Origin of the sequence: Kitasatospora sp. NPDC058032, from assembly GCF_042885845.1 — a bacterium.
In the GTDB taxonomy this organism is placed as follows: domain Bacteria; phylum Actinomycetota; class Actinomycetes; order Streptomycetales; family Streptomycetaceae; genus Kitasatospora.
This window is the reverse complement of the sequence record NZ_JBHVRK010000006.1, coordinates 95743-121796: the sequence shown is the minus strand read 5'-3', so window position 1 is coordinate 121796 and position 26054 is coordinate 95743. Positions and strand designations below refer to the sequence as shown.

27 protein-coding genes, 1 pseudogene and 1 CRISPR repeat array are annotated in these 26054 nt (G+C 75.3%); of the genes and pseudogenes, 14 read left to right on the top strand and 14 right to left on the bottom strand.

All coding sequences use genetic code 11. The features are described 5' to 3' along the window. Window positions 1–48: 48 nt before the first annotated feature. Window positions 49–1011 carry a D-2-hydroxyacid dehydrogenase family protein gene (locus tag ACFVUH_RS12705; RefSeq protein ID WP_355375961.1) on the bottom strand — a complete coding sequence of 321 codons (963 nt, stop codon included), beginning with the start codon at window positions 1009–1011 and terminating at the stop codon, window positions 49–51. A gap of 119 nt (window positions 1012–1130) precedes the next feature. Here ACFVUH_RS12705 and ACFVUH_RS12700 point away from each other — a divergent pair, with 119 nt between their 5' ends. After that, window positions 1131–1757, top strand: coding sequence for a dihydrofolate reductase family protein (locus ACFVUH_RS12700; RefSeq protein ID WP_387912930.1), 627 nt, complete (start codon window positions 1131–1133; stop codon window positions 1755–1757). 246 nt (window positions 1758–2003) lie between these two features. On the opposite strand, the gene ACFVUH_RS12695 is transcribed toward ACFVUH_RS12700, so the two are convergent. Beyond that, window positions 2004–2336: a hypothetical protein gene (locus tag ACFVUH_RS12695; protein ID WP_387912928.1), complete on the bottom strand. Its 333-nt coding sequence runs from the start codon at window positions 2334–2336 to the stop codon at window positions 2004–2006. A gap of 123 nt (window positions 2337–2459) precedes the next feature. After that, window positions 2460–3944, bottom strand: a complete 1485-nt coding sequence (locus ACFVUH_RS12690) for a glycerophosphodiester phosphodiesterase (protein ID WP_387912926.1) — start codon at window positions 3942–3944, stop codon at window positions 2460–2462. On the opposite strand from ACFVUH_RS12690, the pseudogene ACFVUH_RS12685 reads away from it, so the two are divergent. Continuing rightward, window positions 3943–4164 (top strand): annotated as a pseudogene (locus tag ACFVUH_RS12685) (hypothetical protein); the annotation flags it as partial. The gene ACFVUH_RS12690 and the pseudogene ACFVUH_RS12685 sit on opposite strands and share 2 nt — an antisense overlap. A gap of 73 nt (window positions 4165–4237) precedes the next feature. Here ACFVUH_RS12685 and ACFVUH_RS12680 read toward each other — a convergent pair. Next, window positions 4238–5032 (bottom strand): phosphotransferase family protein, encoded by a 795-nt coding sequence (locus tag ACFVUH_RS12680; RefSeq protein WP_387912925.1) that lies wholly within the window; start codon window positions 5030–5032, stop codon window positions 4238–4240. Between the two features lie 232 nt (window positions 5033–5264). Then, window positions 5265–5476: direct repeats of the CRISPR family, unit length 29 nt; unit sequence GGGACCATCCCCGCGTGTGCGGGGAGCAG. A gap of 233 nt (window positions 5477–5709) precedes the next feature. Here ACFVUH_RS12680 and ACFVUH_RS12675 point away from each other — a divergent pair. Beyond that, window positions 5710–6498 (top strand): SDR family oxidoreductase, encoded by a 789-nt coding sequence (locus tag ACFVUH_RS12675; protein ID WP_387912924.1) that lies wholly within the window; start codon window positions 5710–5712, stop codon window positions 6496–6498. Here the strand turns inward: ACFVUH_RS12675 and ACFVUH_RS12670 are convergent. After that, window positions 6462–7130: a class I SAM-dependent methyltransferase gene (locus ACFVUH_RS12670; protein ID WP_387912922.1), complete on the bottom strand. Its 669-nt coding sequence runs from the start codon at window positions 7128–7130 to the stop codon at window positions 6462–6464. The genes ACFVUH_RS12675 and ACFVUH_RS12670 overlap by 37 nt on opposite strands. A 92-nt stretch (window positions 7131–7222) precedes the next feature. After that, entirely contained in the window at window positions 7223–7462 is a 240-nt protein-coding gene (locus tag ACFVUH_RS12665) for a hypothetical protein (RefSeq protein ID WP_380686952.1), read from the bottom strand. Between the two features lie 449 nt (window positions 7463–7911). On the opposite strand from ACFVUH_RS12665, the gene ACFVUH_RS12660 reads away from it, so the two are divergent. Continuing rightward, window positions 7912–8670: a hypothetical protein gene (locus ACFVUH_RS12660; RefSeq protein ID WP_387912920.1), complete on the top strand. Its 759-nt coding sequence runs from the start codon at window positions 7912–7914 to the stop codon at window positions 8668–8670. A gap of 332 nt (window positions 8671–9002) precedes the next feature. After that, entirely contained in the window at window positions 9003–9428 is a 426-nt protein-coding gene (locus ACFVUH_RS12655; RefSeq protein ID WP_387912918.1) for an NUDIX domain-containing protein, read from the top strand. Window positions 9429–9504: 76 nt separating this feature from the next. Here the strand turns inward: ACFVUH_RS12655 and ACFVUH_RS12650 are convergent, their stop codons facing one another. After that, entirely contained in the window at window positions 9505–10083 is a 579-nt protein-coding gene (locus ACFVUH_RS12650) for a GNAT family N-acetyltransferase (protein WP_387912917.1), read from the bottom strand. Window positions 10084–10357: 274 nt separating this feature from the next. On the opposite strand from ACFVUH_RS12650, the gene aroA reads away from it, so the two are divergent. From aroA to ACFVUH_RS12625, 5 genes are all read left to right on the top strand, one after another. Beyond that, window positions 10358–11602 (top strand): 3-phosphoshikimate 1-carboxyvinyltransferase, encoded by a 1245-nt coding sequence (gene aroA, locus ACFVUH_RS12645; RefSeq protein WP_387912915.1) that lies wholly within the window; start codon window positions 10358–10360, stop codon window positions 11600–11602. A 343-nt stretch (window positions 11603–11945) separates the two neighbouring features. After that, window positions 11946–12881, top strand: coding sequence for a lysozyme (locus tag ACFVUH_RS12640; protein ID WP_387912913.1), 936 nt, complete (start codon window positions 11946–11948; stop codon window positions 12879–12881). 906 nt (window positions 12882–13787) lie between these two features. Further along, on the top strand, window positions 13788–14183 hold the full coding sequence (locus ACFVUH_RS12635; RefSeq protein WP_387912911.1) for a hypothetical protein: 396 nt from the start codon (window positions 13788–13790) through the stop codon (window positions 14181–14183). Between the two features lie 104 nt (window positions 14184–14287). Then, window positions 14288–15175, top strand: coding sequence for a hypothetical protein (locus ACFVUH_RS12630; RefSeq protein WP_387912910.1), 888 nt, complete (start codon window positions 14288–14290; stop codon window positions 15173–15175). A 499-nt stretch (window positions 15176–15674) separates the two neighbouring features. Next, window positions 15675–15956, top strand: a complete 282-nt coding sequence (locus tag ACFVUH_RS12625; protein ID WP_355375799.1) for a hypothetical protein — start codon at window positions 15675–15677, stop codon at window positions 15954–15956. A gap of 71 nt (window positions 15957–16027) precedes the next feature. Here the strand turns inward: ACFVUH_RS12625 and ACFVUH_RS12620 are convergent, their stop codons facing one another. From ACFVUH_RS12620 to ACFVUH_RS12605, 4 genes are all read right to left on the bottom strand, one after another. Further along, entirely contained in the window at window positions 16028–16981 is a 954-nt protein-coding gene (locus tag ACFVUH_RS12620) for a GNAT family N-acetyltransferase (RefSeq protein ID WP_387912908.1), read from the bottom strand. A 343-nt stretch (window positions 16982–17324) separates the two neighbouring features. Then, the gene (locus tag ACFVUH_RS12615) at window positions 17325–18122 is read right to left on the bottom strand and encodes a TetR family transcriptional regulator (protein ID WP_387912906.1); all 798 of its coding nucleotides are present in this window, start codon (window positions 18120–18122) and stop codon (window positions 17325–17327) included. Between the two features lie 79 nt (window positions 18123–18201). Beyond that, window positions 18202–19353, bottom strand: coding sequence for an oxidoreductase (locus ACFVUH_RS12610; RefSeq protein ID WP_387912904.1), 1152 nt, complete (start codon window positions 19351–19353; stop codon window positions 18202–18204). Next, the gene (locus ACFVUH_RS12605; protein WP_387912903.1) at window positions 19347–20315 is read right to left on the bottom strand and encodes a ScbA/BarX family gamma-butyrolactone biosynthesis protein; all 969 of its coding nucleotides are present in this window, start codon (window positions 20313–20315) and stop codon (window positions 19347–19349) included. The genes ACFVUH_RS12610 and ACFVUH_RS12605 overlap by 7 nt, the downstream gene beginning before the upstream one ends. Before the next feature lie 225 nt (window positions 20316–20540). Between ACFVUH_RS12605 and ACFVUH_RS12600 the strand changes: the two genes are divergently transcribed. Continuing rightward, window positions 20541–21248, top strand: coding sequence for a ScbR family autoregulator-binding transcription factor (locus ACFVUH_RS12600; RefSeq protein WP_355375812.1), 708 nt, complete (start codon window positions 20541–20543; stop codon window positions 21246–21248). A gap of 75 nt (window positions 21249–21323) precedes the next feature. Here the strand turns inward: ACFVUH_RS12600 and ACFVUH_RS12595 are convergent, their stop codons facing one another. Beyond that, window positions 21324–22523 carry an MFS transporter gene (locus ACFVUH_RS12595; protein ID WP_387912901.1) on the bottom strand — a complete coding sequence of 400 codons (1200 nt, stop codon included), beginning with the start codon at window positions 22521–22523 and terminating at the stop codon, window positions 21324–21326. Between the two features lie 142 nt (window positions 22524–22665). Between ACFVUH_RS12595 and ACFVUH_RS12590 the strand changes: the two genes are divergently transcribed. Then, window positions 22666–22995: an ArsR/SmtB family transcription factor gene (locus ACFVUH_RS12590; RefSeq protein WP_387912899.1), complete on the top strand. Its 330-nt coding sequence runs from the start codon at window positions 22666–22668 to the stop codon at window positions 22993–22995. Between the two features lie 83 nt (window positions 22996–23078). Here the strand turns inward: ACFVUH_RS12590 and ACFVUH_RS12585 are convergent, their stop codons facing one another. Continuing rightward, a complete protein-coding gene (locus tag ACFVUH_RS12585; protein WP_387912897.1) occupies window positions 23079–23717 on the bottom strand; it encodes a TetR/AcrR family transcriptional regulator in 639 nt (212 codons plus the stop codon). 139 nt (window positions 23718–23856) lie between these two features. Between ACFVUH_RS12585 and ACFVUH_RS12580 the strand changes: the two genes are divergently transcribed. Continuing rightward, complete coding sequence (locus tag ACFVUH_RS12580) at window positions 23857–24615, top strand: SDR family oxidoreductase (RefSeq protein ID WP_387912895.1); 759 nt, start codon at window positions 23857–23859, stop codon at window positions 24613–24615. A gap of 18 nt (window positions 24616–24633) precedes the next feature. Here ACFVUH_RS12580 and ACFVUH_RS12575 read toward each other — a convergent pair whose 3' ends face one another. Further along, window positions 24634–25500 (bottom strand): NAD(P)H-binding protein, encoded by an 867-nt coding sequence (locus ACFVUH_RS12575; RefSeq protein ID WP_387912893.1) that lies wholly within the window; start codon window positions 25498–25500, stop codon window positions 24634–24636. Between the two features lie 109 nt (window positions 25501–25609). Here ACFVUH_RS12575 and ACFVUH_RS12570 point away from each other — a divergent pair, with 109 nt between their 5' ends. Further along, on the top strand, window positions 25610–26038 hold the full coding sequence (locus ACFVUH_RS12570) for a winged helix-turn-helix transcriptional regulator (RefSeq protein WP_387912891.1): 429 nt from the start codon (window positions 25610–25612) through the stop codon (window positions 26036–26038). The last annotated feature ends 16 nt before the right edge of the window (window positions 26039–26054 follow it).

Here is a 26054-nt window from a genome sequence, read left to right as displayed (position 1 = left end):
CCCCCCTCTCACGGAGGAGGGGGGCGACGGGCCGTCGGCCGTCAGCCGTCAGCCGCCCAGGACGCGGACGGGCGAGCCGGCCAGGAACGCCGCGATGTCCTCCACCGCCTCGCCGTAGTAGCGGCGGTAGTTGTCCCGTGACACGTACCCCAGGTGCGGCGTGGCCAGCAGCCGGGGCGCGGTGCGCATCGGGTGGCCGGCCGGCAGCGGCTCCCGGTCGAACACGTCCACCGCAGCCCCCGCGATCCGGCCCCGCGCGAGCGCCGCCAGCAGCGCGTCCTGGTCGACGATCGCCGCCCGCGAGGTGTTGACCAGGTACGCCTCCGGCTTCATCAGCGCCAGCTCCGGCGCCCCCAGCAGCCCCCGGCTGCGCTCGCCGAGCGCCAGGTGCACGGAGACGAAGTCGCTCCCGCTCAGCAGCTCCGGCAGGGACCCGGCCCGGGCCACCCCCACCTCCGCCGCCCGCTCATCGGTGAGGTTCGGGCTCCACGCCACCACGTCCATCTCGAACGCCAGACCCACCCGGGCCACCCGCGCACCGATCTTGCCGAGGCCCAGCAGACCCAGCCGGCACCCCGCCAGATCGGCGCCCACCGTGCTCTGCCACGGCCCGCCGGTGCGCAGCGCCGTACTCTCCTCGACCAGCCCCCGGGCCAGCCCCAGCAGCAGCGCCCAGGTCAGCTCCACGGGCGGCGTCGAGGAGCTGGCCGTCCCGCAGACCGTCACCCCGTGCGCGCGGGCCGCCGCGTGGTCGATCACCGAGTTGCGCATCCCCGAGGCGACCAGCAGCCGCAACCGGGGCAGCCGGGCGAACACCGTGGCCGGGAAGGCGATCCGCTCGCGCAGCGTGACCACGATGTCGAAGTCGGCGACCGCCGCGACGAGTTCGTCCTCGGAGGCGGGATGCTCGCGGAACGCCACCACCTCCACCCGGTCGGAAACCGGCGACCAGTCCACGATCGTGGTGGCGACACCCTGGAAGTCGTCGAGTACGGCGCAGCGAAGTCTCATGCCCCGCACTCTTCCAGACCGGCCGGGGCGCCGGACGACCGGCGTGGCGCACCGGCGGCGCGGGCGGCCGTCTGGGATCTTGGACCCCGGGGGGCGGCATCCGACCGGGGAGACCCTTCATGGCCAAGCTCGTCCTGACCACCTTCCTGACCCTCGACGGCGTGATGCAGGCGCCCGGCGGACCGGACGAGGACCGCGAGGACGGCTTCGCCCACGGCGGCTGGCTGTTCCCGTTCGCCGACGACGAGGAGTTCGGCGCCCTGATGGACGGCGTGCTCGGCCGGGCCGGCGCCTTCCTGCTCGGCCGCCGGACGTACGACATCTTCGCGGGCTACTGGCCGAAGGTCACCGACCCGGCGGACCCGATCGCCGCCCCGCTCAACGCACTGCCCAAGTACGTCGCCTCGACCACCCTGCGCGAGGCCGCCTGGTACAACACCACCGTGCTGACCGGCGCCGCCCCCGGCGGCCTGGTCGCTGAGGTGGCCGCGCTCAAGGAGCGGCTGGGCGACACCGAGATCCAGATCCACGGCAGCGGCGCCCTCGCCCGCGTGCTGATGCCGCACGGCGTGATCGACGAGTACCACCTGGTCACCGCGCCGGTCCGGCTCGGCACCGGCCACCGCCTCTTCCCCGAGGCGGGCCCGCCCACCGCCTTCCGCCTCACCGGTACCCGCACCACCCCGTCCGGCATCACGGCGCACACCTACCGGCCGACGGGGCCGGCGCGGTTCGGGACGTTGTAGGGGGCGTTCAGCAGCCGCAGGTTTCGGCTACCCGGAGGGTCAGCGGGTCCGGCTCCGTGCGCTGCGCGGCCTGTGCGGCCTGCTCGGCCTGTGCCGCCTGTTCGGCCTGCGCGCTCTGCGCCTCGTCGGCCGTGTCTCCCCCACCCCGCCCCGGCGGTCTCACGTCGCGCCGAGGCCGAGATTGGCCGCCTGGGATCGTCGATCTGAATTCGATCTCCTGTTTCTCCGCAATGCGTTGACGCTTCGTCAGTTCCTGGTCGCCGCCGGCTCGCCCGGGAGCGGAGGGCGGCCGAGTCGGTGCCCCCGGGCGGTGGTCTCGACCCAGTCCCGGCCGAGTTTCGCGCGCAGGTAGTTGAGGCGGACACGGACCTCGTGCTCGGTGGCCGCAGCGAAGTTCCAGACCCGGTCGCCGATGTCCCGGGCGGCGCGGAACTCGTCCCCCTGCTCGATGAGGCCGAGGAGGAGACGGCAGTCGCCGTAGGTCAGTTGGACCACCCGGCCGTCGGCCACCGCCTGCCGGGCGTGGAAGTCGACCGAGAGCCGCCCGTCGGACGTCCGGCCGGTCGTCGCGCGCTCCATCGCCACCTCCGTTGCGGTTGTCCCCGCCCTCTTCGCCCGCTTCCCCGGTACGACGGTACGACGGTACCGCCCGCCCGGTCACCGTGCGGGACCGGGCGGGCGGTGCGCCCGAACCGTATTCGGCTACTGGCGGGCGGAGAGCCAACCGGCCAGCTCGGCGGGGCGGTTGGTGATGATGCCGTCGACGCCTGCGGCGTCCAGGGCCTTCCATCGGGCGGCCGAGTCGACGGTCCAGACGTTGACCGCGACGCCCGCCGCGTGGAGGGCCGCGATCACCCCGGGGCGGGCCGCGAGGGCGGCGTCGGCGGGGTTGTAGGCGGACAGGCCGAGGTCGCGGGCGACCGCCACCGGGTCGGCGTCGAGGTCACCGCGCAGCAGGGCGAGCGGCAGGTCGGGGGCGAGTTCGCGGGTGTAGCGCAGGGCGTCGACCTCGAAGCTCTGGACCAGGACGCGGCCGGTCATGCCGTGGTCGCGGATGTCCTTGACGATGCGGGCGACCTCGTCGCGGGTGTGCGGGCCCTTGATCTCCAGCAGCAGGCTGCCGCCGCGGGTGCGCAGGTCGTCCAGCTGGGCGGCCAGGCTCGGCACCCGCGCACCGACCGTCGTCGGGGCGAACCAGGAGCCGGCGTCCAGGCCGTCCAGCTGGGCGGCCGTCAGGTCACGGATGCGGCCGCTGCCGTTGGTGGTGCGGTTCACCGTGTCGTCGTGCAGGACGTACGGCACGCCGTCGCGGCTGGGCTGGACGTCGTTCTCGATCCAGTCGGCGCCGGCCCGCCGGGCGACCTCGTCGGAGAGGAGGGTGTTCTCGGGCGCGGCGGAGGAGGCGCCGCGGTGGGCGAACACGGTGAGCGGCGCACCCGGTTGGCGGACGAAGGCGCCCGGGGCGAGGGCGGTCACCTTGAGGTCGTCGAAGGAGACCTGGGCGCCGTTGACGATCAGGGCCTGCCCGCCGTCGGCGCTGCGGGCGACCTGGGTGGTGCGCATCACCTCCCGGCCGTCGAACAGCCAGCGCGCGGTGGTGCCGTGCACCTCGGCGGCGATGCGCACGTCGCGCCCGGTGGCGGCGGCGGTCGGGGCGGAGCCGGTGTTGGTGACGTTCCAGGTATTGGCGGGGGTGCGCTGGGCGAACTCCAGGCCGTTGGCGACGGTGGTGGTGGAGCGCATGGTGGCGATCGACCACGGGGTGCTGCCGTCGGCGGGCACGTCGAGCCCGAGCGCCGCCCAGCGGGCGCCGTCGACGACGGTGTCGAAGCGGGCGGTGGCCTCGATGCGGAAGTCGGCGAGGTGGCGGCCGAAGGTGATGCGGGTCTGCTGGTTCCAGTCGGTGGAGGCACCGACGAGGCGGCCGTTCTCCACCTTCCAGGCGCCCTCGACGGCGGTCCAGCCGGCGGGGAGACCGGGGCCGTTGAAGCCCTCGTCGACGACGACCTCACCGGGCGCGGGGGCGGCGGAGGCCGCGGGGGCGACGGGGGCGCCCGGGGTTGCGGAGGCCGCGTGAGGGGTGGTCAGTGCGACGGTGGTGACGCCCAGGACGGACGCGAGCAGCGCGGCGAGCAGGCCGGTGCGACCGTTCTTCGGGGCGGAGGTCGACAGGTGACTCTTTGTCATGTGCCGAACGGTATTCGATCACCACCCCGCCGGGAAACCGTCGGCCCGTCAACCCCGCTCCTACTTCACCGAGGGCTGCCCGATCGCGACCGTCGCCCTGGAGCTCGCGGGCGGCAACGAGACTCTGCGCCAGATCTGCGCGGACGTGTACGCGGACTGGCAGGCCGTGCTCGCGAAGCGCCTGACGGCGGAGGGCTTCGAGCCCGCCGAGGCCGACGCCGCCGCCGCGACAGGCGCTCGCCCTTCTGGAGTGCGCGGCACTGTTCGCCCAGGTGCGCCGCTCCGTGGACTCGCTACTCGACGCCGCGCACCGCCTGTTCGCCGCCGCCCGGGCCTGACTCACCCTTCAGCTGGGATCTCAGCACGTCGACCTCACAGCCCGGCGAGGCGGGGTCGAACCCGTTCTCGGCCAGCCAGCGGATCACCAGCAGGCTCCGCAACGACCACCACGCCCGGATCACATCGAGGTCGATGTCGGCGTCGGCACCGTAGCCGGCGAGGACCTCACCGAGGCGCTCCGGGTGCCCGAGGGTCAACGTGGCGAGGTCGTAGTGGGCGTCGCCCGGGGCCGCCTCGGACCAGTCGATCACGCCGGTGACCTCGTCACCGTCCACGAACACGTGGGCGACCTGCAGATCCCCGTGGATGAACGCGGGTCTCCACGGCCGCAGCGCCACCTCGGCGATCCGACGGTTGCCCGCGACCAGCCCGGCGGGCAGCACATCGTTCGCGAGGAGCCACTCGCACTCACCGTCGAGCCGCGCCGCCACCGCGTCGACACCCAGCCCCGGCCACGGCGGCAACGGCGCATCGTGCAACCGCCGCACGGCCGCCCCCGCCGCCGCCCACGCCGCCGCCGAAGCCCCCGACACCTCCCCCAACCGCCCCAGCTCCACGCCGGGAACAGCCCCGAGCGCCAGCACGGGCGGCTTCCGCCAGAGCACGGGCGGCGTCGGAATCGGCACCCTGCCCATCGCCTCCACCTCGACATCGGTACGCGCCCGGTCAGCGTCGACCTTGAGAAACACCTCGCCGACACGGAGCGTGGCCCGTTCGCGATGCGCGACGACTACCTCGACTTCTTCCACGCCGCCCATTATCGCCAACTGGCCACCCCCGTCACCGGATTTAACCCGGCCACCCACGAGGCCACACCTCCCGCCAGCCCCTGACCACGGACCAGGCCGGCCCACTACCGCCGCCAAGCGCCCAGCCAACCTCAAGCCCGAACTTGCAACAGCCGCAGTACCCCACAACCCGCCGCTGCTCCCCGGCTCCGGGGAGCAGCGGCGGATCCGATGACAGCCATCGCCGAGGTCAGAAACCATCCCCGCGCGTGCGGGGAGCAGAGCCACGGCTCCGGCCGGGCGAGGGTGACGCCGGGACCATCCCCGCGTGTGCGGGGAGCAGGAACCACCATTCCGCGTCATCGCTGATGGTGAGGGACCATCCCCGCGTGTGCGGGGAGCAGTCCATGACCAGCCGGTCGACTGGAAAATCCCGGGGACCATCCCCGCGTGTGCGGGGAGCAGAGGCTGTGAGCTGCGGGTTTAGGGCGGGGTAGGGCGGGATTCTGCAACTTGTTGAGATTCGGGCATTTCCGACTTTCGGGGTACCTCGTGGTGGGTGACGGGAGAACCCTATCCAAGGTGCTCCACAGGAACTCGGCCGGTCCGACTTCCTGTGCAGCACGAGCGGGAAGCTTGCGGGGTTGAAGGGTAAAGGGTTTGACGGTCAGCCACGGTTGAGCGGACGATCACTTGTCATGACGATCGGCGACGAATCCCCGCGCTCCCCCAGCTCCCGGCCCGTGGCGTTGGTCACCGGTGTCGGGCGGACGGTGGGGATCGGTGCCGGGGTGGCGAGGCGGCTTGCCGGGGCCGGGTGGGATGTGGCTTTCACTTACTGGACGCCCTATGACCGGCGGATGGCCTGGGGCGAGGAGCAGGGGGCCGCCGAGGCTGTCGGGCAGGCGCTCGCGGACGAGGGTGCGGCGAGTGTCGCGGTGGAGGCCGATCTCGCTGAACCGGACGCTCCGGGGCGGGTGTTCGACGAGGTGGAGAGGCGGCTCGGCGGTGTGACGGCGTTGGTGCTGTGCCACTGCGAGTCGGTGGACTCGGGGCTGCTCGACACCACGGTGGAGAGCTTCGACCGCCACTTCGCGGTCAATGCGCGGGCGAGCTGGCTGTTGATCCGGGAGTACGGGCGTCGGTTCGCCGGACCGGCGGGCAGTGGACGGATCGTCGCGCTCACCAGCGACCACACGGCGGGCAACCTGCCCTACGGGGCGAGCAAGGGGGCGCTCGACCGGATCACGCTCGCGGCGGCGCGCGAGCTCGCCCATCTGGGAGTGACCGCCAATGCGGTCAACCCCGGCCCGGTGGACACGGGTTGGATGACGGAGGAGGTGCGGACGGCGGTCGTCGGCCACACGCCGCTCGGCCGCCTCGGCACGCCCGAGGACACCGCGAACCTCGTCGCCTTCCTCTGCTCGCCGCAGGGTCAGTGGGTCAACGGTCAGCTCCTGCTGAGCAACGGCGGCTTCGCGAGCTGAGCGGACGGGCCGTCGGCGGCGAGGACCAGGACGGTCCAGTGCACGTCGGTGCGGCCGTGCAGGTCGGGGCGTTCGGTGTGCAGCAGGGAGTGCAGGCCGTGGGCCCGGGCGAGGGCGAGGGTTTCGTCGGCCGGGGCGTCGTACATCCGGCGGTCCGGCGGGACGGGGCCGTGGCGCACGGAGAGGAAGAGGCGGCCGGCGGGAGCGAGCAGGCCGGCCAGCGCGGCCATCGCCGACGGGCGTTCGTCCGGGGGCAGGTGCATCCAGACGGCGGTCAGCAGGACGACGTCGAAGCGGATGCCCTCCTCGCCGAGGCGGCGCAGGTCGGGCAGGGCGTCGTCCACCCAGCGGACGCCACTGCCGGCGTGCAGCCGCTCGCCGATCCGGCGCAGCTCGGCGGTGGGTTCGGCGGCGACCACCCGGTGGCCGAGGGCGGCCAGCGCGGCGGCGTCGCGGCCGCTGCCGGCGCCGACGTCGAGGACATCGCAGGGGTGGGGCGGGAACAGGTGCCGGGCCTCTCGGTGGACCTCGGCGAACGTGACGGCTTCGTACTGCGCCGCCAGCTGTTCGGCCGCCGCCCCGTAGCCGGTGGTGCCTACCGGGCGGTCCGTGCCCAATTCCCCCGTCGCCACCGCTCCCCCTCCGCCGTCCGGCGTCAACCAGGCCCGCCGGGACTGTCAACGGACCGCGCCAACCCTACCCCGGATGGCCGTCACGCTTGCGGTCAGGCCTCGCCCGGGTGCCAGGTGGGCCATTCCCACGGGCGGTCCTCCCACTGGACGCGGGCCGGGTCGCGCGGGTCGAGGTCGGGGAACAGCTGGTGGATCCGCGGTTCGAACTCCTCCGGGCCCAGCGGCTCCCAGCCGTGGCCCTCGAAGTGGACCAGCCGGTAGCGGCTGTCGGTGCGGAACTCGGCGACCTTGACCTGGGGCTGCGCCGTGCCGGACGGGCTGTTGGTTTCCATGCCCCCAGCATGTGGCGGACCTCCGGGGAGCGCACCCGGGGTACGGCAGCCAGCGTACGGCCAGGGGGCGTGAGGAGGGGCGGTCGCGCCCCGGGGCGCTCTTCCGGGTCATGTCCCGCCGTCGGCGCGCTCGTTGAGCACGGCGAGCGGGGCCCTACGGCGGCCCCGGACCGGCCCCGTTCCCGTACGACCGGGCGGCGCCGACGGGTGAGCCGCCGGGGAGCCGGAGCAGGCGATGGCAGGAGGACGAGGACATGAGCGGGCAATCGACGGGTGGCGGCACGGCGGCAACCGGCGGGCCGCCGCCGAATGGCGGAGTGCCGAACGGCGGTCCGCCACCGCCGCGCGGACCGGTGGTGGGCGGACCGACAACGGCGGGCCGGGCACGGCCGACGGGTCCGGCGGGTCCGGGAGGTCCCCCGGGTCCGGGGGGACCGGGCGGTCCGGGGGTGACGAAGCCGTCCGGCGTCGTGCAGTGGCAGTGGCCGGCCCACGCGTGGCAGCCGCCGCCGGTGCCGGCCCCGCCCGCGAACCCCAGCGAGCCGCCGCCCTGGGAGGCGATGGCCGAAGCCGCCGCCGAGAAGGCCCGACAGCGACGGCGCCGGGCGTGGATGGCGGGTTCGGCCGGGATCGTCGCCGGGCTGGCGGTGGTGCTGGCGATGTGCGGGCCCGGGCCGGGCGAGGAGTCGTCCGGGGTGCTGGCCTTCCCGGGGCCCTCGGCGCCCCCGCCGCTCCCGCCCTCCCCGGTCGCCTCGGCGGCGATCGACCGGCTCCCGGTGCCCGCGCCGTCCCCGCTGCCGCCGCCGACGACCACCAGCGGCGAGGGCGCGCGAGCCGCCGTCACGGCGAGCGCGGCGGCGGCGAGTGCGGCAGCCGGTGCGGCGGCCGAAGCGGCAGAGGACGAGCCGCAGACGGCGACCGCGACCCGGGGCGACGGTGGGGATCACCCCGGGTCGCCGCGACCGAAGCCGAGCCGTTCGCCGCGCCCGGCGCCCAGCCGGACGGCGGGCGCTCCGTCCTCCGGTCCCGCCCCGGCGTCCACACCGGCGTCCGGCACCGTTCCCGCGCCCTCCACCGCCGTGAGCGCCGCCGCAGCGGGCGTGGCGCCCGGAGCGGGGGCGGGCACGATCTGCGACCAGGCGGAGCGGTTCGGCCGATGGGCGGCCGGCTCCGAGCAGGCCCGCCTCTGCCGCAGCATCTACCACTGAGCGGCGGACGACTCCCGTGCACCGGCGGCGTCCTCCGGCAGCGGCCGGCCGTCGGCCTCGGCCGCCCGCCGCTCCCCCGGACGCCACCCCCGCCGGGGCCGCTTCGGCCAGGACCGCGTCGAGCAGGGCGCGCTCGGTTCGTACAGGTTCGGCGAGGCCCCGCGCACGAGGCCCGCGTCACCGGAGCCCAGTGGGGCGCCGCCCGGGACGCACCGGCCGGGGCCCTCGGCGAAGACGATGTCCACCGGCCCACCGGAGCGGAGGCCCCGCGCACACGACCGCCCACAGACCCGCACGAACCCATGTGATCGGCGGCTGGAACAATCACGATCATGTTCGAGCACGAAACACCGGAGACCGATCCCGCACCGCTCACCGTCGTGGCCGCCGCCGTGGTCGAGGAGGGCCGGCTGCTGGTCGTCAGCAAGAAGGCGGCGCCCGACGTCTTCTACCTCCCGGGCGGCAAGCCGGACGCCGGGGAGGAGCCGCTCACGGCGCTGACCCGCGAGCTGGCCGAGGAACTCGGCGCGGCTCCCGTCGCACCGCGCCACCTCGCCGACATCGAGGCGGTCGCGGTGCTGGAGGGCGTACCGATGCGGATGACCGTGTTCGAGGCCGGGCTGGACCGCACGCCCGCCCCCGCCGCGGAGCTCGCCGACCTGCGCTGGACGGACGGCCTCGACCCGGCACTTCACCTGGCCCCCGCCGTCCGCGACCACCTGGTCCCGCTGCTGCGCGAGCGCGGCCTGCTGCCGTAGCCGGTCCGGGACTGATCCCCCGGCCGGGCCCGTCACCCACCACCTGACGCCGCGCGCGCCATCGCCGCCACCACAGCTACCGGGCGGTGGTGAGCCCCTTGATCAGCTTCTCGAACCGCAGGTCGGGGCGGAGCGGGATGCCGAAGCGCTCGTCGCCGTACGGGAACGGCGTGTACTGGCCGGTGCGGAGGAAGCCTCGGCGCTCGTACCAGGCGATCAGCTCGGCACGCTGCTCGATGACGGTCATCTCCATCTCCACCGCGCCCCACTCCTCGGCCGCGTACCGCTCGGCCCGGGCGAGCAGGGCCCGCCCGAGGCCCCCGCCCTGGCGGCCGGGGCGCACCGAGAACATGCCGAAGTAGGCGTGGTCGCCCCGGCGTTCCAGCTGGCAGCAGGCGAGCAGGTCGCCGTCCAGCTCGGCGATCAGCACCACGCCGTCGGGGTGGGTGACGGCCGCGGTGACACCCTCGGTGTCGGTGCGCTGGCCCTCCAGCAGGTGGGCCTCGGTGGTCCAGCCGACCCGGCTGGCGTCGCCCCGGTAGGCGGACTCGACCAGGGCGAGCAGGGCCGGCACGTCGGCGGTGGTCGCGGTGCGGAAGGCGAGGCGGTCGGTGGTGACGGCCTCGGCGGCCGATCGGGTGCTGCTCTCAGGCACGGGGCCTCTTCTCGGGCGGGCCCGGGCCGGGACCCGGGCGGGGCGGGCGGCCGTTCGGGCCGGTCCCCCGCATCGTGCCACAACCGTCCGGGGCCCCGACCTGCCCGGACGTCCACCCGCGACCGCCCGCTCCCACCACCGTCCGCCGGCCCCACCGCCACCGTCCGGCGAGTCGTCCAGCAACCGGACGACCCCCCGCACCCCGCACCGCCTCCGGCAGGATGGCCGGGACGACCCCGCCCCTCCCCCCTGGCCCACTCATCCCGGAGGCACCATGACGACCGTCGAGATCCCCGGCTCCAAGTCGGTGACCGCGCGGGCGCTGTTCCTCGCCGCCGCCGCCGACGGCACCACCACCCTGCACCGGCCGCTGCGCTCGGACGACACCGAGGGATTCGCCGAGGGCCTGCACGCGCTCGGCTACACGCTCACCCGCGAGCCGGACCGGTGGACGGTCGAGGGCCGCCCGCAGGGCCCGGCCCGGGACGCCGAGGTGTACTGCCGCGACGGCGCGACCACCGCCCGCTTCCTGCCCGTGCTCGCCGCGGCCGGGCGCGGCTCCTTCCGCTTCGACGCCTCCGCCCAGATGCGCCGCCGCCCGCTCGGTCCGCTGACCGAGGCGCTGCGCACCCTGGGCGTCGACCTGCGGCACGAGCAGGCCGAGGGCCACCACCCGCTGCGGATCACCGCCGACGGGGTGCGGGGCGGCGAGCTGAGCCTGGACGCGAGCCTGTCCTCGCAGTACCTCACCGCACTGCTGCTGCTCGGCCCGCTCACCGAGCAGGGCCTGCGGATCACCGTCACCGACCTGGTCTCGGCGCCGTACGTGGAGATCACCGTCGCCATGATGCGGGCCTTCGGCGCCACCGTGACGCGCACCGGCCGGGTCTTCGAGGTCGCGCCGGGCGGCTACCGCGCCACCGCCTACCCGGTCGAGCCGGACGCCTCGACGGCCAGCTACTTCTTCGCGGCCGCCGCGCTCACCGGGCAGGAGCTGACCGTCCCGGGGCTCGGCGAGGACGCGCTCCAGGGGGACCTGCGGTTCGTCGACGTGCTGGCCCGGATGGGCGCGCGGGTGGAGGTCGGCGCGGACCGGGTCACCGTCCAGGGGCCCCGGGACGGCCGGCTGTCGGGCCTGACCGTCGACATGCGCGACATCTCCGACACCATGCCGACGCTCGCCGCCCTCGCCCCGTTCGCGGACGGGCCGGTGCGGATCGAGAACGTGGCCAACACCCGGGTCAAGGAGTGCGACCGGCTGGACGCCTGCGCCGGGAACCTCCGCCGGCTCGGCATCGAGGTCGCCACCGGCGACGACTGGATCGAGATCCGGCCGGGCGTCCCGCGCGGCACCGCGCTCGACTCCCACGGCGACCACCGGATCGTGATGTCGTTCTCCGTTACCGCCCTGCGCACGCCCGGCATCACCTTCGACGACCCCGGTTGCGTGCGCAAGACCTTCCCCGAGTTCCACGAGGTGTTCGGGCGGCTGCGCGAAGAGTGGGCGACGACCGGCTGACCACGGCGCAAAGACGCGACGGTGCGGGGGCACCCGGCCGGGTGCCCCCGCACGGCTCGCGCGCCCCGGCCGCACGCCCCGGCGCCGCGACCGGGGCCGCCGTGTCCGCCCAGGTGGGCGGGGTCCCGGGCAGGCGGGGCCGGGGGCGGACGGGGCCGGCATCCGTGTGCGAAACGGGGCGGAAAGGTGGGGACCACCGCGATGTGACGCCCGTTCAGGATGGGGCCACCGATACCTGGCGTGCTGGCACGTACATGGCTACCCTGCTCCAGCCGGTTGCCGTCACCGGCAACCCGGCTGTCCGCAAATCCAACGGGTCGTCACCACGGACCAGAGGAGTGTCATGCCCAGCACTTCCCGCTCCGCCAGCCCCACCGGCACCACCCGCAAGCAGGGGACCCGCCGGCTCCCCGCGTTCGCCGCCCTCGCCACCGCGGTCGCCCTGGCCGTCGGCGTCGCCGCCCCGGCGTACGCGGCCGAGCCCGCGCCCGGCACCGCGTCCCCCTCCGACGCGGTCGCCGCCGAGAACTCCGCCGCCCAGCACGGCGGCCAGCTGCCGCCGATCCACCCCGACCAGGACTTCGCCGGCTCCACCGTCGCCGCCCACGAGGGCCGGGAGGCCGGCGCCGCCCCCGCCGCCGCCCTCGCCGTCACCCAGACGCCCGGTCTCGACGTCTCCAGCTACCAGGGCAACGTCGCCTGGTCCACGGTGCGCGCCAACGGCGCCCGCTTCGCCTACGTCAAGGCCACCGAGGGCACCACCTACACCAACGCGTACTTCACCCAGCAGTACAACGGCTCCTACAACGCCGGCCTGATCCGCGGCGCCTACCACTTCGCCCTGCCGGACCGCTCCTCCGGCGCCGCCCAGGCCAACTGGTTCGTGGACCACGGCGGCGGCTGGTCGAAGGACGGCAAGACCCTGCCGCCCGCGCTCGACATCGAGTACAACCCCTACGGCGCCACCTGCTACGGCCTCGGCCAGGCCGCCATGGTGAGCTGGATCCGCTCCTTCAGCGACACCGTGCGCGCCCGCACCGGCCGCTACCCCACCATCTACACCACGACCAACTGGTGGACCACCTGCACCGGCAACAACGCCTCCTTCGGCGCCACCAACCCGCTGTGGATCGCCCGCTACGCCTCCACCGTCGGCACTCTCCCGGCCGGCTGGAGCTACCAGACGATCTGGCAGCACGCCGACGCCGGCAGCTTCCCCGGTGACCAGAACCTCTTCAACGGCGCCTTCGACCGCGTCCAGGCCCTCGCCAACGGCTGACCCCACCGGCACGGGTGCACCCGCGACGGTCGCCGGTGCACCCGTGCCGCGCACCGCCCCCGCCCCGCCCCCGCCCCCGCCCTCAACGGAATTCGCCGTGTCTTCGCCGTGTCGCGGCCCGACCGCGCTCCCCCAGCCCTGCCGGCCGACGGCGCCGGGCCCCGCCCCGGCGTCGCCGCCGGGTGACGACACCCCGGACCCGAGCACCACCGCGCCCTTCGGGGACAGGGGTACCGCGAGCGTGACGCGCTCCGCCCGGGCTCCTTCGAGCACGACTGTGCGCCGTTCCCCACCCAACCCGCGCCGACGATGGTCCGCAGCCACGGCAATCTCCCGGATCACGAAGGTCCGGTGCCCGTCCTCGCGCGTGAAGCCCTCGTCCAGACCGAGGCCGTTCCACGGATCTGTGAAGTCTCGAGGATTCTGATTCCTGACCGAGCACGGCGTGCGGGTCGCCGGCGCCTTCCCCGAGCCGGCGGACATTCCCGCCCCGCGCACTCCCGGGGACGAGACCGCGTTCCGGTGGGCCGTCTCGTCGGTCGTCACGTGATCCAGCGCCCACGGGCCAGGCCCGAGCGTCCATTGCAGTGTACGCGTCATAGAGTGTGAGGTCACAGGCCGAACGGGCGAGCGATCAGCCGCTATCGCACCCCTCGACGGGCGAGGCCGCCCCGGCGCCGGGCGCGTGTGTCTCCACTTCCACCTCCGCCTTCGTCTCAAAGTCCAGGTCACCGGCGTGAGACACCGTCAGCGACTCGTGAAACGGCGTCAAGCCCCCTGGCAATCGTCAATTCCTTGCCTACCTTTGAGCCGAGCCCGGAAGTCGCTCCGAGGCTCACCATCCACACCGGTCACCGCCGTCGCACCCGTCGGCGGCGGTCGCCGCACGACCCTGGGGGACGAACCATGAAGAAGACCACCGCCGCCCTCGGCCTCATCGGGACGCTCGCCGCGTCCACGATCGCCCTCGCGCCGTCGGCCTCCGCGCTGAGCTGCCAGGAGGACACCCTCTACACCGGCCAGCGCACCGTCGGGTGGACCACCACCAAGGCCAACGACGCCTGCCGGGACGTCAACCTGGTGTTCGCGGGCGCCTCGGGCGGCCGGCACAACGACGGCTACGAGGGCATGTACGTCGACGCCAACGGCAACTGGCAGGCCGCCGCCTCCGGCTACCACTGGCTGAACGACGGCTACTACAGCCTCGGCTCCGTCGTCCTGATCTCCAACCTGACCGCGGGCCGCACCTTCGGCGTCGCCGCGTACCAGTCCGGCTGGGGCGTCGTGAAGGTCCAGCACTGACACCCGGGGCCGGCGCGGCCCCACCCCGCCGGCAGGCGCCCCGTACCTGGGGCGCCTGCCGGCACCACCTCCACCACCGGCAACCACCCGAAGAGGACGGCACGTTGCGACGCCCCACCCGGCACCCCCGTCGGCCCGCCGGCATCGTCCAGGCATTCGTGGGCACCGTCCTGCTCCTCGGCACGACGGCTTGTGCGAGCGCGGTCGGCCCGGCCGCGCCGACCGCCGCCCGCTCGGCCGTGCCCCTGCCGCCGATCCCCGTGACGTGGACGATGCCGACGGACGTCTCGGCCATGCTGCTGCCGTCGACGGGCGCGGAGACCCGCTGGTCCCAGGGCCTGGACACCTTCACCACCCTGGTGGCGAACGCCGCGACCCGCTCCTGCGCCCGCTCCCGGGGCCTCGCGGAGCCCGTGACGACACCCGGGATGTTCTTCCGCGTCATGGACATCCCCGACCTGCCCTTCATCCAGGCCCACGGCTTCAACGGCGGCCTGGCCCCCGGCGAGTCCGCCTCCGCCGGCGGCGCGGCCACCGGCCGCTCCACCCCCGGACCCGAGCAGCAGCAATGCTTCGAGGACGGCGCGAGGGCCATGCGGGAGCTGAAGGACCTGTACGCCCCGCTGCAGGCCCAGTGGTTCACTGCGGCGGCCTCCCTCCGGCGCGACCAGGAGGTCGACGCGGCCTACCGGCAGCTCGACGGCTGCCTGGCCGGGCACGGTGTGCAGGCCAAGGGCGAGGAGGCGTTCTTCGCCCTCGTCGACCGGAGCATCCAGGCCGCCGACGCCCCCGCCGTCTCCCACCTCGGCGAGGTGTACGCCACCTGCATGGCCCCGGTCGAAGCCGTCCGCGAGCCGCTGCGCGCCAGGCTCCGCGACGGCTTCCGCGCCGCGCACCGCTCCGACCTCGACACCCTGGGCGACAGCGTCCCCCGCAAGGTCCACGAACTGGAGGAGCGCTACGGCCTCCGGATCTCCTTCCCCTCGCCCTGAGGCGGGGGGCACGGCGCAGGGGGACGGGGCGCCGGCCGCCTCGTCGAGTGGGGGCCCGGATTCTCAGCCGGGACCTGGAGGTCGTCCGCAAGGACCCCGGTCGGCGGGGCTTCCAGGTCCAGCCCGAGCCGTAGGTGGTGGAGCGCTCCTTCTCGTGGTGTACCGCCCATCGGCGCCCGGCCCGCGCCTACAAGACCGTGATCCGTTGGCCGATGACGGATGGAGCCGAAGTCCGCTGCGGCCTGGTCCGCTCGGTCGAGGGCGGTCCGGGGGCGGGCCGACGCCGGTTCCTTCCCCGGTGACCAGAACCTCTTCAACGGCGCCTTCGACCGTGTCCAGGCCCTCGCCAACGGCTGACCCCACCGGCACGGGTTCGGCCCGGGCGCCGTCGCCGGTTCGGGGGATTGCGTCCGGGCTTCCGGGACGGACCGGGTGGCCGGGGAATCCATGGCCCGGAAGGGCGCCTACCGGTTGTGCGCCCTCGGAAGGGAGAACAGTCATGCGTCGTCGGATCGCCGTGGCCGGGATGCTGGCCGCCGCCGGAGCGCTCGCGCTCGCCGTGCCCGCGCAGGCGGCCACGGGGGTGCTGGTGGTGAACGGCGTGGCGCAGCAGAACCCGGCATCGGGGTGCTACCCCACCCTCTCACCCGTGATCGTCGAGAACCTCACGAACGCGACGGTCGACGTCTATTCCGCGCCGAACTGTCGCGGGGTGGTGACGCGGGAGGTGGCTCCCGGGATGTCCGCGGCGACGGTCGGGTTCAGCTACCTCGTCAGTTGACGCCGACCTGGCGGGTGTCCTGCGGGTCCTGTCCGGACAGGACCCGCAGGACCGGCCCGGGGGTTGCGCGGTCAGACCGGGAGGACCAGTTCCCAGGTGTCCACGGCGAAGTGGGTCGTCATCCCGTGGGCCTCGTAGAGGGCGAGCGCCCCGGTGGCGTTGGCGGTGTCGACGCCGAGGGCGACCCGGTCGCGGCCCAGGGCCGCGTAGTGGCCGAAGAAGTGCCGCAGCAGGTAGCCGCCGAGGCCGCGGCCGCGGGCGGCGGGCAGGACCCCCAGGCGGTCCGCCCAGCCCTCGCCGGCGCGGTTGCCGCGGGTGCGGAGCACGGCCACGTCGCCGGCGCCCTCCAGCGCGGCGATCCAGGTCAGCGACCAGTCGAGGCGGTCGCCGTCGATGTCCTCCCACCACTGCTCGAAGGTGCGCGGCCGGAAGTCGAAGTCCCCGGCGAAGGTCTCCTGTTGCAGCCGGTGGGCGGTGCGGCGGTCCTCCTCCCGGCGGCAGTCGCGCAGGGTGATGCCGGGCGGCGGCGCGGGGACGGGGTCGGACTGCTTGTCCACCCGGCGCGCCATCACGTGGTAGCGGCGCACGCGCTCCCAGCCGCGCTCCCGGATCGCGCCGGTGTCGACGGTGGGCCGGGTGTTCAGCAGCAGGTGCAGGACGGCGCGGGAGGCGCCGTTGGCCGCCGCCCGCTCCACCGCCCGGCGTTCCATCAGCGCGAACAGGTGCAGCGCGCCGGCCTGGTACTCGGGCAGGACGTACTGGTCGAGGTCGATCCGCTCCCCGCCGGACCGGTCCCGGACGAGGCCGTAGCCGACCAGTTCGTCGCCGTCGGCGAGCAGCCAGGAGTCGTGGCGGAGGTCGACGCCCGGGTGTGCCAGGTCCGCCTCGACCTCGTGCAGTTCGGTCTCGGCCCGGCCGATCTCCAGCAGGTCCACCCGGTTGAGCAGGTCACGAACGGCCGGCGCGTCGCCGGGCCCGGCGGGCCGCACGGTCAGGCCGGCGGGCGGGAGGTGGGTCGTGGTCATCCTGGCGGTTCTCCTGATCGGGGGCGGTGGCCGACGGGCCGTCCGGACGGGACTGCCCCACCCGGCGTGCGGGACGCGTGCCATCGGCGCGTCCGCTGCACCGTACCGTGGAGCGCGTACGACGGAGCGGGCGGCGGACGGCCGGTCGGGGATGGCGGTTCGGCGTGCGCTTGCCTGGCACCAACAGGAGTTCACCCCGGCGGACGTCCTTCGCCCCGGCGGCGGGTCGCCCGGCCCGGCCGCATCGGCCCTGGCCGCCCGCGCCGCCGCGCGTCCGAGCGGGCGTCGGCGGCCGGGCGGCGCGGGCGGCGGCGGGTCGAGGGTGGGTCGGGGGTGGGACCGGTTACGCGGACTGCACGGACTGCCCGGTCCGCCTGGACGGAAGCGACGGCAGCGACGGCAGCGACGACGCAGCCGCCAGGGGCGGCACGGACGCGACGGACGGCACGGCGCCGACGAACGGCCGATCGCGGTCTGCGCCGGTCAGCGCCTCCAGCAGCAGTCGCCAGGCCGCGTCGTACGCCCCCGGTCCGGCCGCCTCCGGCGGGCCGAAGCAGACGTGCGGGGCTCCGTGCAGCACGGCCAGCAGCAGTTGGGCGACCAGCTCGGGCGGCCGGGGCGCCATGCTCCCCTCGCCCTGCGCCCGGCGGATCACGGTCACCAGGCCGCGCTGCACGGCGTCGAAGATGTCCGGCCCCGCCGGCCCCGCCGTGACCGACGACGGGGGCGCGGACGACGCCGGGGCCGACGCCGGGGCCGGGGCCGGGGCCGGCCGCAGCGGGTGCGACTGCGACGGGTCCGGGATGTCGGTGGCCAGCCGCAGCGCCGCCCGCAGCCGGACGTCCTCCCTCAGCCGGTGCGCCAGGTCCAGCACCAGCCCCTCCAGTACGACGGCCGCCTCGGTGCCCGGGACGTCACGGGCCAGCCGCATCTCCTCCCAAACCTGGTGCGACTGCGACATCAGCGCGCCGGCGAGCGCGCGCTTGGACGCGAAGTGCCCGTACAGCGCGCCCTTGGTCATACCGGTCCGCTGCGCCACCGCGTTGAGGGTGGCGCGACTGTAACCCTGGGCGGAAAACTCCTCGGCCGCGGCGTCCAGCACCTTCTCCCTGGTCCGCCGTGCCCGCTCCTGCTTCATCATGTGCCCTCCCTGGGGAAGAACATACCTTTCTGAACGAATGTTCTCAGGGGCGGCCCCGCGCACGCCGGTTCCCCGCACATCAGGCGGAATCCGATCGGTGACCGGCCGTCATCGGGTCGGCGGCGAGGACCGTCCCGGCGTAGGCGCGCGCCGCGGCGTCGGCGTCCAGGGTGCGGTGCACCGCCACCGCCGTCGCGTCCCGCCACGCACGCTGCAGCACCGAGGACGAGTCCTGCGCGCCGACCCCGCCCGCGAGGAACAGGGCGTCCACCGCCTCCCGGCAGAGCGCGGCGGCGGTGGCGGCGTCGCGGCGGTTCTCGGCCACCGCCAGTGCGTTCAGCTCGCCGCGGTCGGCCCGGGCAGCGGCGCCGTCCAGCAGCAGCCCGGCCATCCGGACCTTGGCGGACGCCCCGGAGAGCACGGTGTGCGCGGCCGGGTGCGGAACCGCCGCGCGCCGGGCCCCGACCGTCCACTCGCGCAGCGCCGCGCGGGCGATGCCGAGCAGCGGGGCGGCGAAGACCAGCGCCGCGACCATCGGGTACGGCACGGTGTGGCAGCGGGCCGCGTCCTGCTGCGGGGCGAGCAGCGTGTCCAGGACGAGCGTGCGGCGCTCGGGCACCCGGACCCCCTCCGCGGTGACCGAGGTGCTGCCGCTGGCGCGCAGGCCGGCGGAGTGCCAGGTGTCCAGGACCGTCAGCTCGGCCCGGGGCACGGCGAGGACCCGGTGCTCGCGGGCGGACCCGCTGCCCGTCCAGGCGGCCAGCAGGATCCACTCGGCGTGGTCGGCGCCGCTCGCCAGCCGCCACAGGCCGTCCAACCGCCAGCCGTCGCCGCGGCGTTCGGCCCGGCCCTGGGGCGGGACCACCGAGGCCGCGATCCGCGCGTCCGGCCCGTCGCCCCACAGCTCGCGCTGCCCCTCGGGCGGGAGGTAGGCGGCCAGCCGCCCGTGCGAGGCGTAGAGCGCGGCGCACCAGGCCGCGCCCGCGCAGGATTCGGCGAGCTCGGCGACGGCGGTCACGAACGGGCCGAACTCCCCTGCGGTGCCGCCCCAGCGGCCCGGCACGAAGTGGCGGGGGAAGCCCGCGCGGCGGATCCCGGCGGCGACCTCCTCGGTGAGCCGCCGTGCGGCCTCCGCCGACGCGGCGTCCCGACGGGCCAGGACGGCGAGTTCGGCGACGGCGGGGGCGGTCATCGGGCCGGTGCCGCAGCCGTCGTCCGGGTGGTTCAGCACGGCGCCTCCGGGCGGCGCAGCCGGGCCTCGGCGATCGGACGGCCGTCCTGGACGGCGCGCACCCGCACGACCCCCTCCGGGGCGGGTGCGGCAAGCACGGCGATCGGCGATCCCGGCTCTCCGAAGGCGAGGAACTCGGCGTCGAGGCCCCGGAGTTCGCGGCCAGCCGCAGCACCCGGGGTGATCGCGGCGACGGCCTGCCGGAAGGCCTCCACCAGCACCATGCCCGGCACGTGGTCCACCGCGTGGTCGAGGAGGACCGGGTGGTGCTCGAACGGCCGCAGCCACCAGCGGCCGGCGCGCTCCGGGTCGGCGGCGAGCAGCACGTCCTGCGGGCGGGTCTGCCCGGCCCGGGCGGCGTCGAGCGGCAGCGGGGCGGGCGGTGGCTGTTCCGGGGCGCCCGCGGCCTCGGCGGACCGTTGCCGGACGACCGCGTAGCGCTCGGGCGCCAGCACCTCCCAGCGCAGCCGGACGCGGCCCACCGGTCGCCGGCCGGCCCAGGCGACGCCCTCCAGGGCGAACCGTTCCCGGCCGGGCGAGGGCCGCCGGGGAGCGAGGAGCCTGCAGTCCAGGTCCAGGCCGACGTCCAGGCCGTCCGGACCGGCCGGGGGCAGCGGCCGGTCGAGGTCGACGGCGAGGCCGTGGAGGACGAAGGGATGTCCGTAGGTGCTGCCGTGGAAGCGGTGGGCCAGGTGGATCGCGGTCTGGCGGACGGTCTCGGCGAGCAGCACCGGGTCGGCGCCCGGCCCGTCCCGGCGGCCGAGGTGGTGGTCGCGGCTCCAGCGTGCCGCGACGGCGAAGCGCTCCTCCCCCAGCCGCGCCGAGTCGCTCAGCAGGACCTCGGCGTCCGCCGCCTTGTGCACCGCCTCGCGCGGTAAGTGCCGGTCGAAGCGTAAGCCTCGCCACCCTTCCCGGAGCTCCGGCCGGTGCTGCGCGGACACAACTGATGACAGAACATTCATGATTTCTTCCTCCCCCACGGTCGCGGAGGCCGCAGCGGGCCCGCTACATTGCGGTGCCCCGACCGGTGCGACGGCTCAGGAACATACCTTCTGGAAGGTTTACCGTCGAGCCGGAGTTTCCCGCCACCATGTCCAAATCGACCTGACCGACGCCGAGTTGAGAAACCCACCCCCGGACCCCACCCCGACTCGCCCCACACCCCCCACACCCCCGAGGAGCCGACCATGCCCGAGCCCGACCAGGCCGCCCCGTTCCGGGTGCGGCCCATCGTCACCCGGCGGGGCCCCGATCCCAAGCAGGACCGGGCGGCCCGCACCAAGCTGCTGGTGCTCACCGCCGCCGCCGAGCTGTTCGCGGCCCGGGGCTTTCGCCACACCGCGGTGAAGGACGTGGCGGAGCGGGTGGAGATGACCAAGGGCGCCGTCTACTTCCACTTCCCGACCAAGGAGGCCCTGGCGGTGGCCGTCGTCGAGCAGCACTACGCGCGCTGGCCGGCGCTGCTGACCGAGGTCACCGCCGAGGGGCACGGGCCCCTGGAGACCGCGGCGCGTCTGCTGGCGGGGGCGGCGGCGGCCTTCCGGGACGACATCGTCGTCCAGGCGGGTGCCCGGCTGCAGATCGAACGGCCGCAGATCGACGCCGAGTTGCCGACGCCCTACGTGGACTGGACCCAGCTGCTGGCCACCCTGCTGGCCCGCGCCGAGGAGGCGGGCGAGCTGCGCGCGGGGGTCTCCCCGCAGGCGGCGGCGCGCTCGCTGGTGGCCGCGTTCTTCGGCACCCAGCACATCTCGGACGTCCTGTACGAGCGGACCGACGTCGTCGAACGCTGGTCGGAGACGGCCGAGTTGCTGTTCCGGGCGATCGGCGCGGCCCCACCGGTGACTCCGGCAGGCCCGGCAGGCGCGGCAGTCCCGACAGCGCCGGTGCCGTGACCACCGCCCCCTGAACCCCGGCCACGCGCTGCGGGCCCGCCGGAGTCACCGGCGGGCCCGCACCGTCGGCCCGGGCTACCGCACCGCCGCCCGGGCCCGCTTCTCGACGGGCGCCGCGGCGGCGCCCGCCGCGCCGGGCCCCGCGCCGCGCGTGGTGGCCCAAGCGGTGACGGCGGCCACCAGGGCGAGCACGGTCGCCGCGAGCGGGAACCAGCGCCCGCCGAACAGGGCGATCGCGACGCTGCCGACGCCGCCGCCCGCGGCCGTGCCCAGGTAGAGGGCGCTGCTGTTGAGCGAGATCAGCAGCTGGGCGTTGCCCGGGTCCAGCGAGGCGAGCCGGTGCGGCAGGGCGACCGAGACCGCCCACCCGGCCAGCGGGGTGACCACCGCGTAGGCGAGCGCACCGGCCATCGAACGCCCCGCCCAGGGCAGCGCGGCGAACGCGCCCGCCGCCACCGTGCTGCCGACCAGCAGCACCCGCCGGACACCGACCCGGTCCACCAGCCGCCCGCCCAGCCAGCTGCCCGCCACCGAGGCGACGCCCGAGACCAGCAGGACCAGGCTCAGCCGCTCCGCCCGCCCGCCGGTGGCCGGGGCGACCGCGGTGGCCAGGTAGATGTAGACGGACTGGAAGGCGAGGAAGAACACCAGGGTGGTGGAGGCCGCCCCGAGCACCCGCCGGTCGCGCAGCGGCGCCAGCCGGTCCCGCAGACCGGGTGCGGCGGCGGGCACCGGCAGCTCGCGCAGCAGCAGCGCCAGCCCGGCCAGGGCGGCGGCGCTCAGCACCGTCACCAGCCACATCGTCAGCCGCCAGTCGGTGCGCCCGACCCAGGTCCCGAGCGGCACGCCGAGCGCGGTGGCGACCGTCATGCCGCCGAGCACGGTGGCCAGCGCCCGGCCGCGCCGCTCGGGGGCGACCAGGGTGGTGGCGACGGCGTTCGCGGTCGGGGTGTAGAGCGCGGCGCCCGCGGCGGCCAGTACCCGGGTGGCCAGCAGCGTCCCGTACGAGGGGGCGAGGGCGCTGAGCGCGTTGGCGACGCCGAAGACGGTGAGCGCGGTGAGCAGCAGGCGCCGGCGCGGCCAGCGGGCGGTGAGGGCGGCGAGCGGCGGGGCGAGCAGCGCGTAGCCGAGGGCGAAGACGGTCACCAGCTGGCCGGCGGCGGTGACCGAGACGCCGAGGTCGTCGGCGACCGGGCCGAGGATGCCGGCGGTGACCATGGTGTCGGTGCCGACGGCGAAGGTGCCGAGGGCGAGCAGGAGCAGGCGGACGGGCACGTCGATCCCCCCAGGGAGCGGACATTGTTGGACGTGAGGGCAACAGTTGGATGCTCGCCAAACAGTACGGATTGGTGGATGATTGTCAAACCGTCCCGTTCGCGCACCAACCCCGCGCCCGATCCCGAGGAGGCCGCCTGCCATGTCCGACGACGAGCGGCTGCCCCAGCCCGCCCCCGCCGAGATCGACCTGGTCACCGTGCTGCACGCGCTCGGCGACCCGGTCCGGATGCGGCTGCTGACCAGCTACGCGGACGGCGCCGAGCACTCCTGCGACCCCCGCCACCTCGGCCTGGAACACCTGCACAAGTCGACCGTCTCGCACCACATGCGGGTGCTCCGCGAGGCCGGCGTCACCACCACCCGGGTCGCCGGGCGCAACCGGTACGTCTCGCTGCGCCGCGCCGACCTCGACGCGCGCTTCCCCGGCCTGCTGGACGCCCTGCTCGCCGCCGGGGCCCCGGAACACTGAACGGCGGTGCCGTCCGGACCGTGCGACGAGCTCGCGAGGGTCCGGCGCACACCGCCGTCAGGAGGGGCCGGCCGGCCCCGCGATCAGAGCGCCGCCCCCGGCGCCCCCAGCATCCGGAGCACCAACTCACCGTAGCGGCGGCCGAGTTCCTCCGGCGCCTCGCTGCTGCGGTCGGTGTACCAGCGGGACACGTCGATGCCCAGCGAGGTGACCGCGCGGGCGGCCGTACGCACCTCGGCGACCTCGAAGGCCCCGGCCGCCACGCCCGCCTCGATCAGCGCGGTGACCTCGCGCTCGATGTCCAGGCGCAGCGCCGCGACCACCCCGTAGGCGTCCTGCGGGAGCGCGTGCAGCTCGTAGTTGACCACTCGGCCGACCGTCCGCGCCCGGGCGTGCCAGGAGGTGAACTCCTCGACCAGGCGCCGCATCCGGGCCACCGGGTCGCCCTCGCCGGCCACCGCCGTCCGGACCAGTTCGAGCGTCGCGGCGTGCCCGGCCCGGCTGATCTCGGCCAGCAGGGCCGCCTTGGACGGGTAGTGGATGTACAGCGCGGCCGGACTCATCCCCGCGGCGGTGGCGATGTCCCGGGTGGTGGTGGCGTGGAAGCCCCGCTCGGCGAAGGACTCCACGGCGGCCTGGAGCAGCCGGTACGCCGCCTCCGGGCGGGCGTCGGCGCCGCCGGGCAGGGTGGGCCAGAGGTCGGCGATGGGCGTGCTGGTCATGGCGCCATCCTCGCAGATCGGTCGTCCGGGCAGGCGTACGGGCGTTCGTCCCGCCGGGCCGCCGCGGGCTGTTGACAGGGTCCCGCACCGCCACCATGCTGAGCAAGCGCTTAGTCAGCTCAGTCGGGAAAGGACCCCCGTGGTGAACTCCTTCAAGGGCCGGGTGGCCGTCGTCACCGGATCGAGCCGGGGCATCGGGCTCGGCATCGCACGCGAGCTGATCGCCCGGGGGGCGAAGGTCTGCCTGACCGCCCGGACCCCGCAACCGCTCGCCGAGGCGGTCCGGGACCTCGGCGGCCCGGAGGTGGCCATCGGCGTCGCCGGCCGCGCGGACGACCCGGCCCACCAGGAGGAGGCGGTCACCCGCACCCTGGAGGCGTTCGGCCGGCTCGACCACCTGGTCAACAACACCGGCATCAACCCCGTCCACGGCCCGGTGCTGACCGTCGACGAGGCCGCCGCCGCCAAGATCCTCGCCGTCAACGTGCTCGCCCCGCTGGCCTGGACCCGCCGCGCGCACGCCGCCTGGATGGGCGAGCACGGCGGCTCGGTGGTCAACGTCGCCTCGGTCGCCGGGATCCGCGCCTCGCTCGGCATCGGCATGTACGGGGTCTCCAAGGCCGCGCTGATCCGGCTCACCGCCGAACTCGCCGCCGAGCTGGGCGGCCAGGGCATCCGGGTCAACGCCGTCGCCCCCGCCGTGGTCAAGACGAAGTTCGCCGAGGCCCTGTACGAGGGCCGCGAGCAGCAGGTCGCCGCCGCCTACCCGCTGGGCCGGCTCGGCGTGCCCGAGGACGTCGCGGGCGCCGTCGCCTTCCTGCTCTCCCCCGACGCCGCGTGGATCACCGGCCAGACCGTGGTGGTGGACGGCGGCGTGACCCTCGGCGGCGGCCTCTGACCGACGACCGGACGGGGGTCACCAGGCGGCGTCCGTTCCGGCGGTGATGACGTCCAGGGCCGGGCGCGGGGTGCGGCCGAGCAAGGCGGCGAGGTCGCCGGGCCCGCCCGGGCCGGCCAGGAAGCCGTGGGCGATCGCCGAGCAGGTGCCCGCGAGCATCGGGACCTGGAAGGCCTCGGCGCCGGAGGCCGCGACCGCCGCCCGCGCCCCGGCGAGGGTGCCCGGGCGGTACGCGACCGGGCGGCCGGTGCTCCGGGTGAGCGCGGCGGCGATCTCGGCGCCGCCCACCGCCTCCTCACCGACCAGCTCGTACACCCGGCCCGCGTGCCCGGCCGGTGCCAGGGCCACCTCGGCCGCGACCTCGGCGAGGTCCGCCCGGGCCACCGCCGCCAGTCGGCCGTCGCCCAGCGGGGCGGTGATCACGCCGTCGGCGTCCGGCCGGGCCAGGAAGCCGAGGAGTTCCGCGTACAGGCCGTTGCGCAGGACCGTCCAGCGCAGCGTGGCCGACGCGCGCAGCCGCCGCTCGGTCCAGCGGTGGGCGAGCGCGTAGGCGAGGTGGTCGCCGTCGCCGGAGAGGCTGGTGTAGACGACGTGCTCGACGCCGGCGCGTTCGGCCGCCTCGATCGCCGCCCGGTGCCGGGCGACCACCACGTCGTCCTCGCCGTAGCCGGCCGAGATCAGCAGCAGCGTGCGCACGCCGGTGAAGGCCGCGTCCAGCGTCGCCGGCCGGTCGAAGTCCACCGTCCGCACCGGGACGCCGGCCCTCGGCGCCCGCTCCGGCGTACGGCTGCCCGCCAGCACGCCGTCCGGGCCTCCGCGCCGGGCGGCCAGCCGCTCCAGCACCAGCGATCCGAGACCGCCGTTGACACCCGTGACCAGCAGCATGATTCCTCCAGGAACAGGGCGCGGGAAGTCGGTACCGGGCCGCCGCCCTGCTCAGCGGCCCGGGGACCATCCTGGGTACCCTGGCCGTTCGGCATAAGGAGGCACTTCGATGTCAGTGGGGCACACCGCGGTAACCACCCCGGCCGCCGCCGACCGTCCGGTGGTCTGGTGCGAGGACGGCGTGGACTGCGGCATCCGCGACCTGCTGAACCGGCTCGGCGACCGCTGGTCGGTCCTGGTGCTGGTCGAACTCGCCCAGGGCGTGCGGCGCTTCCGCGAGCTGCAGCGGGCCGTGCCGGGGATCTCGCAGCGGATGCTGACCCTCACGGTGCGCCGCCTGGAGCGCGACGGCCTGCTCACCCGCACCGTGCACCCGACGATCCCGCCGCAGGTGGAGTACGCGCTGACGCCGCTCGGGCACAGCCTGACCCACCTGGTGCGGGCGATGGTCGACTGGTCCTACGACCACCACGACGCGATCGTCGACTCCCGGCAGGCCTGGGACGCGGCCAACCCCGGCTCGGAGCTCGCCAGGTGACGGCCCGCCGGCCCTC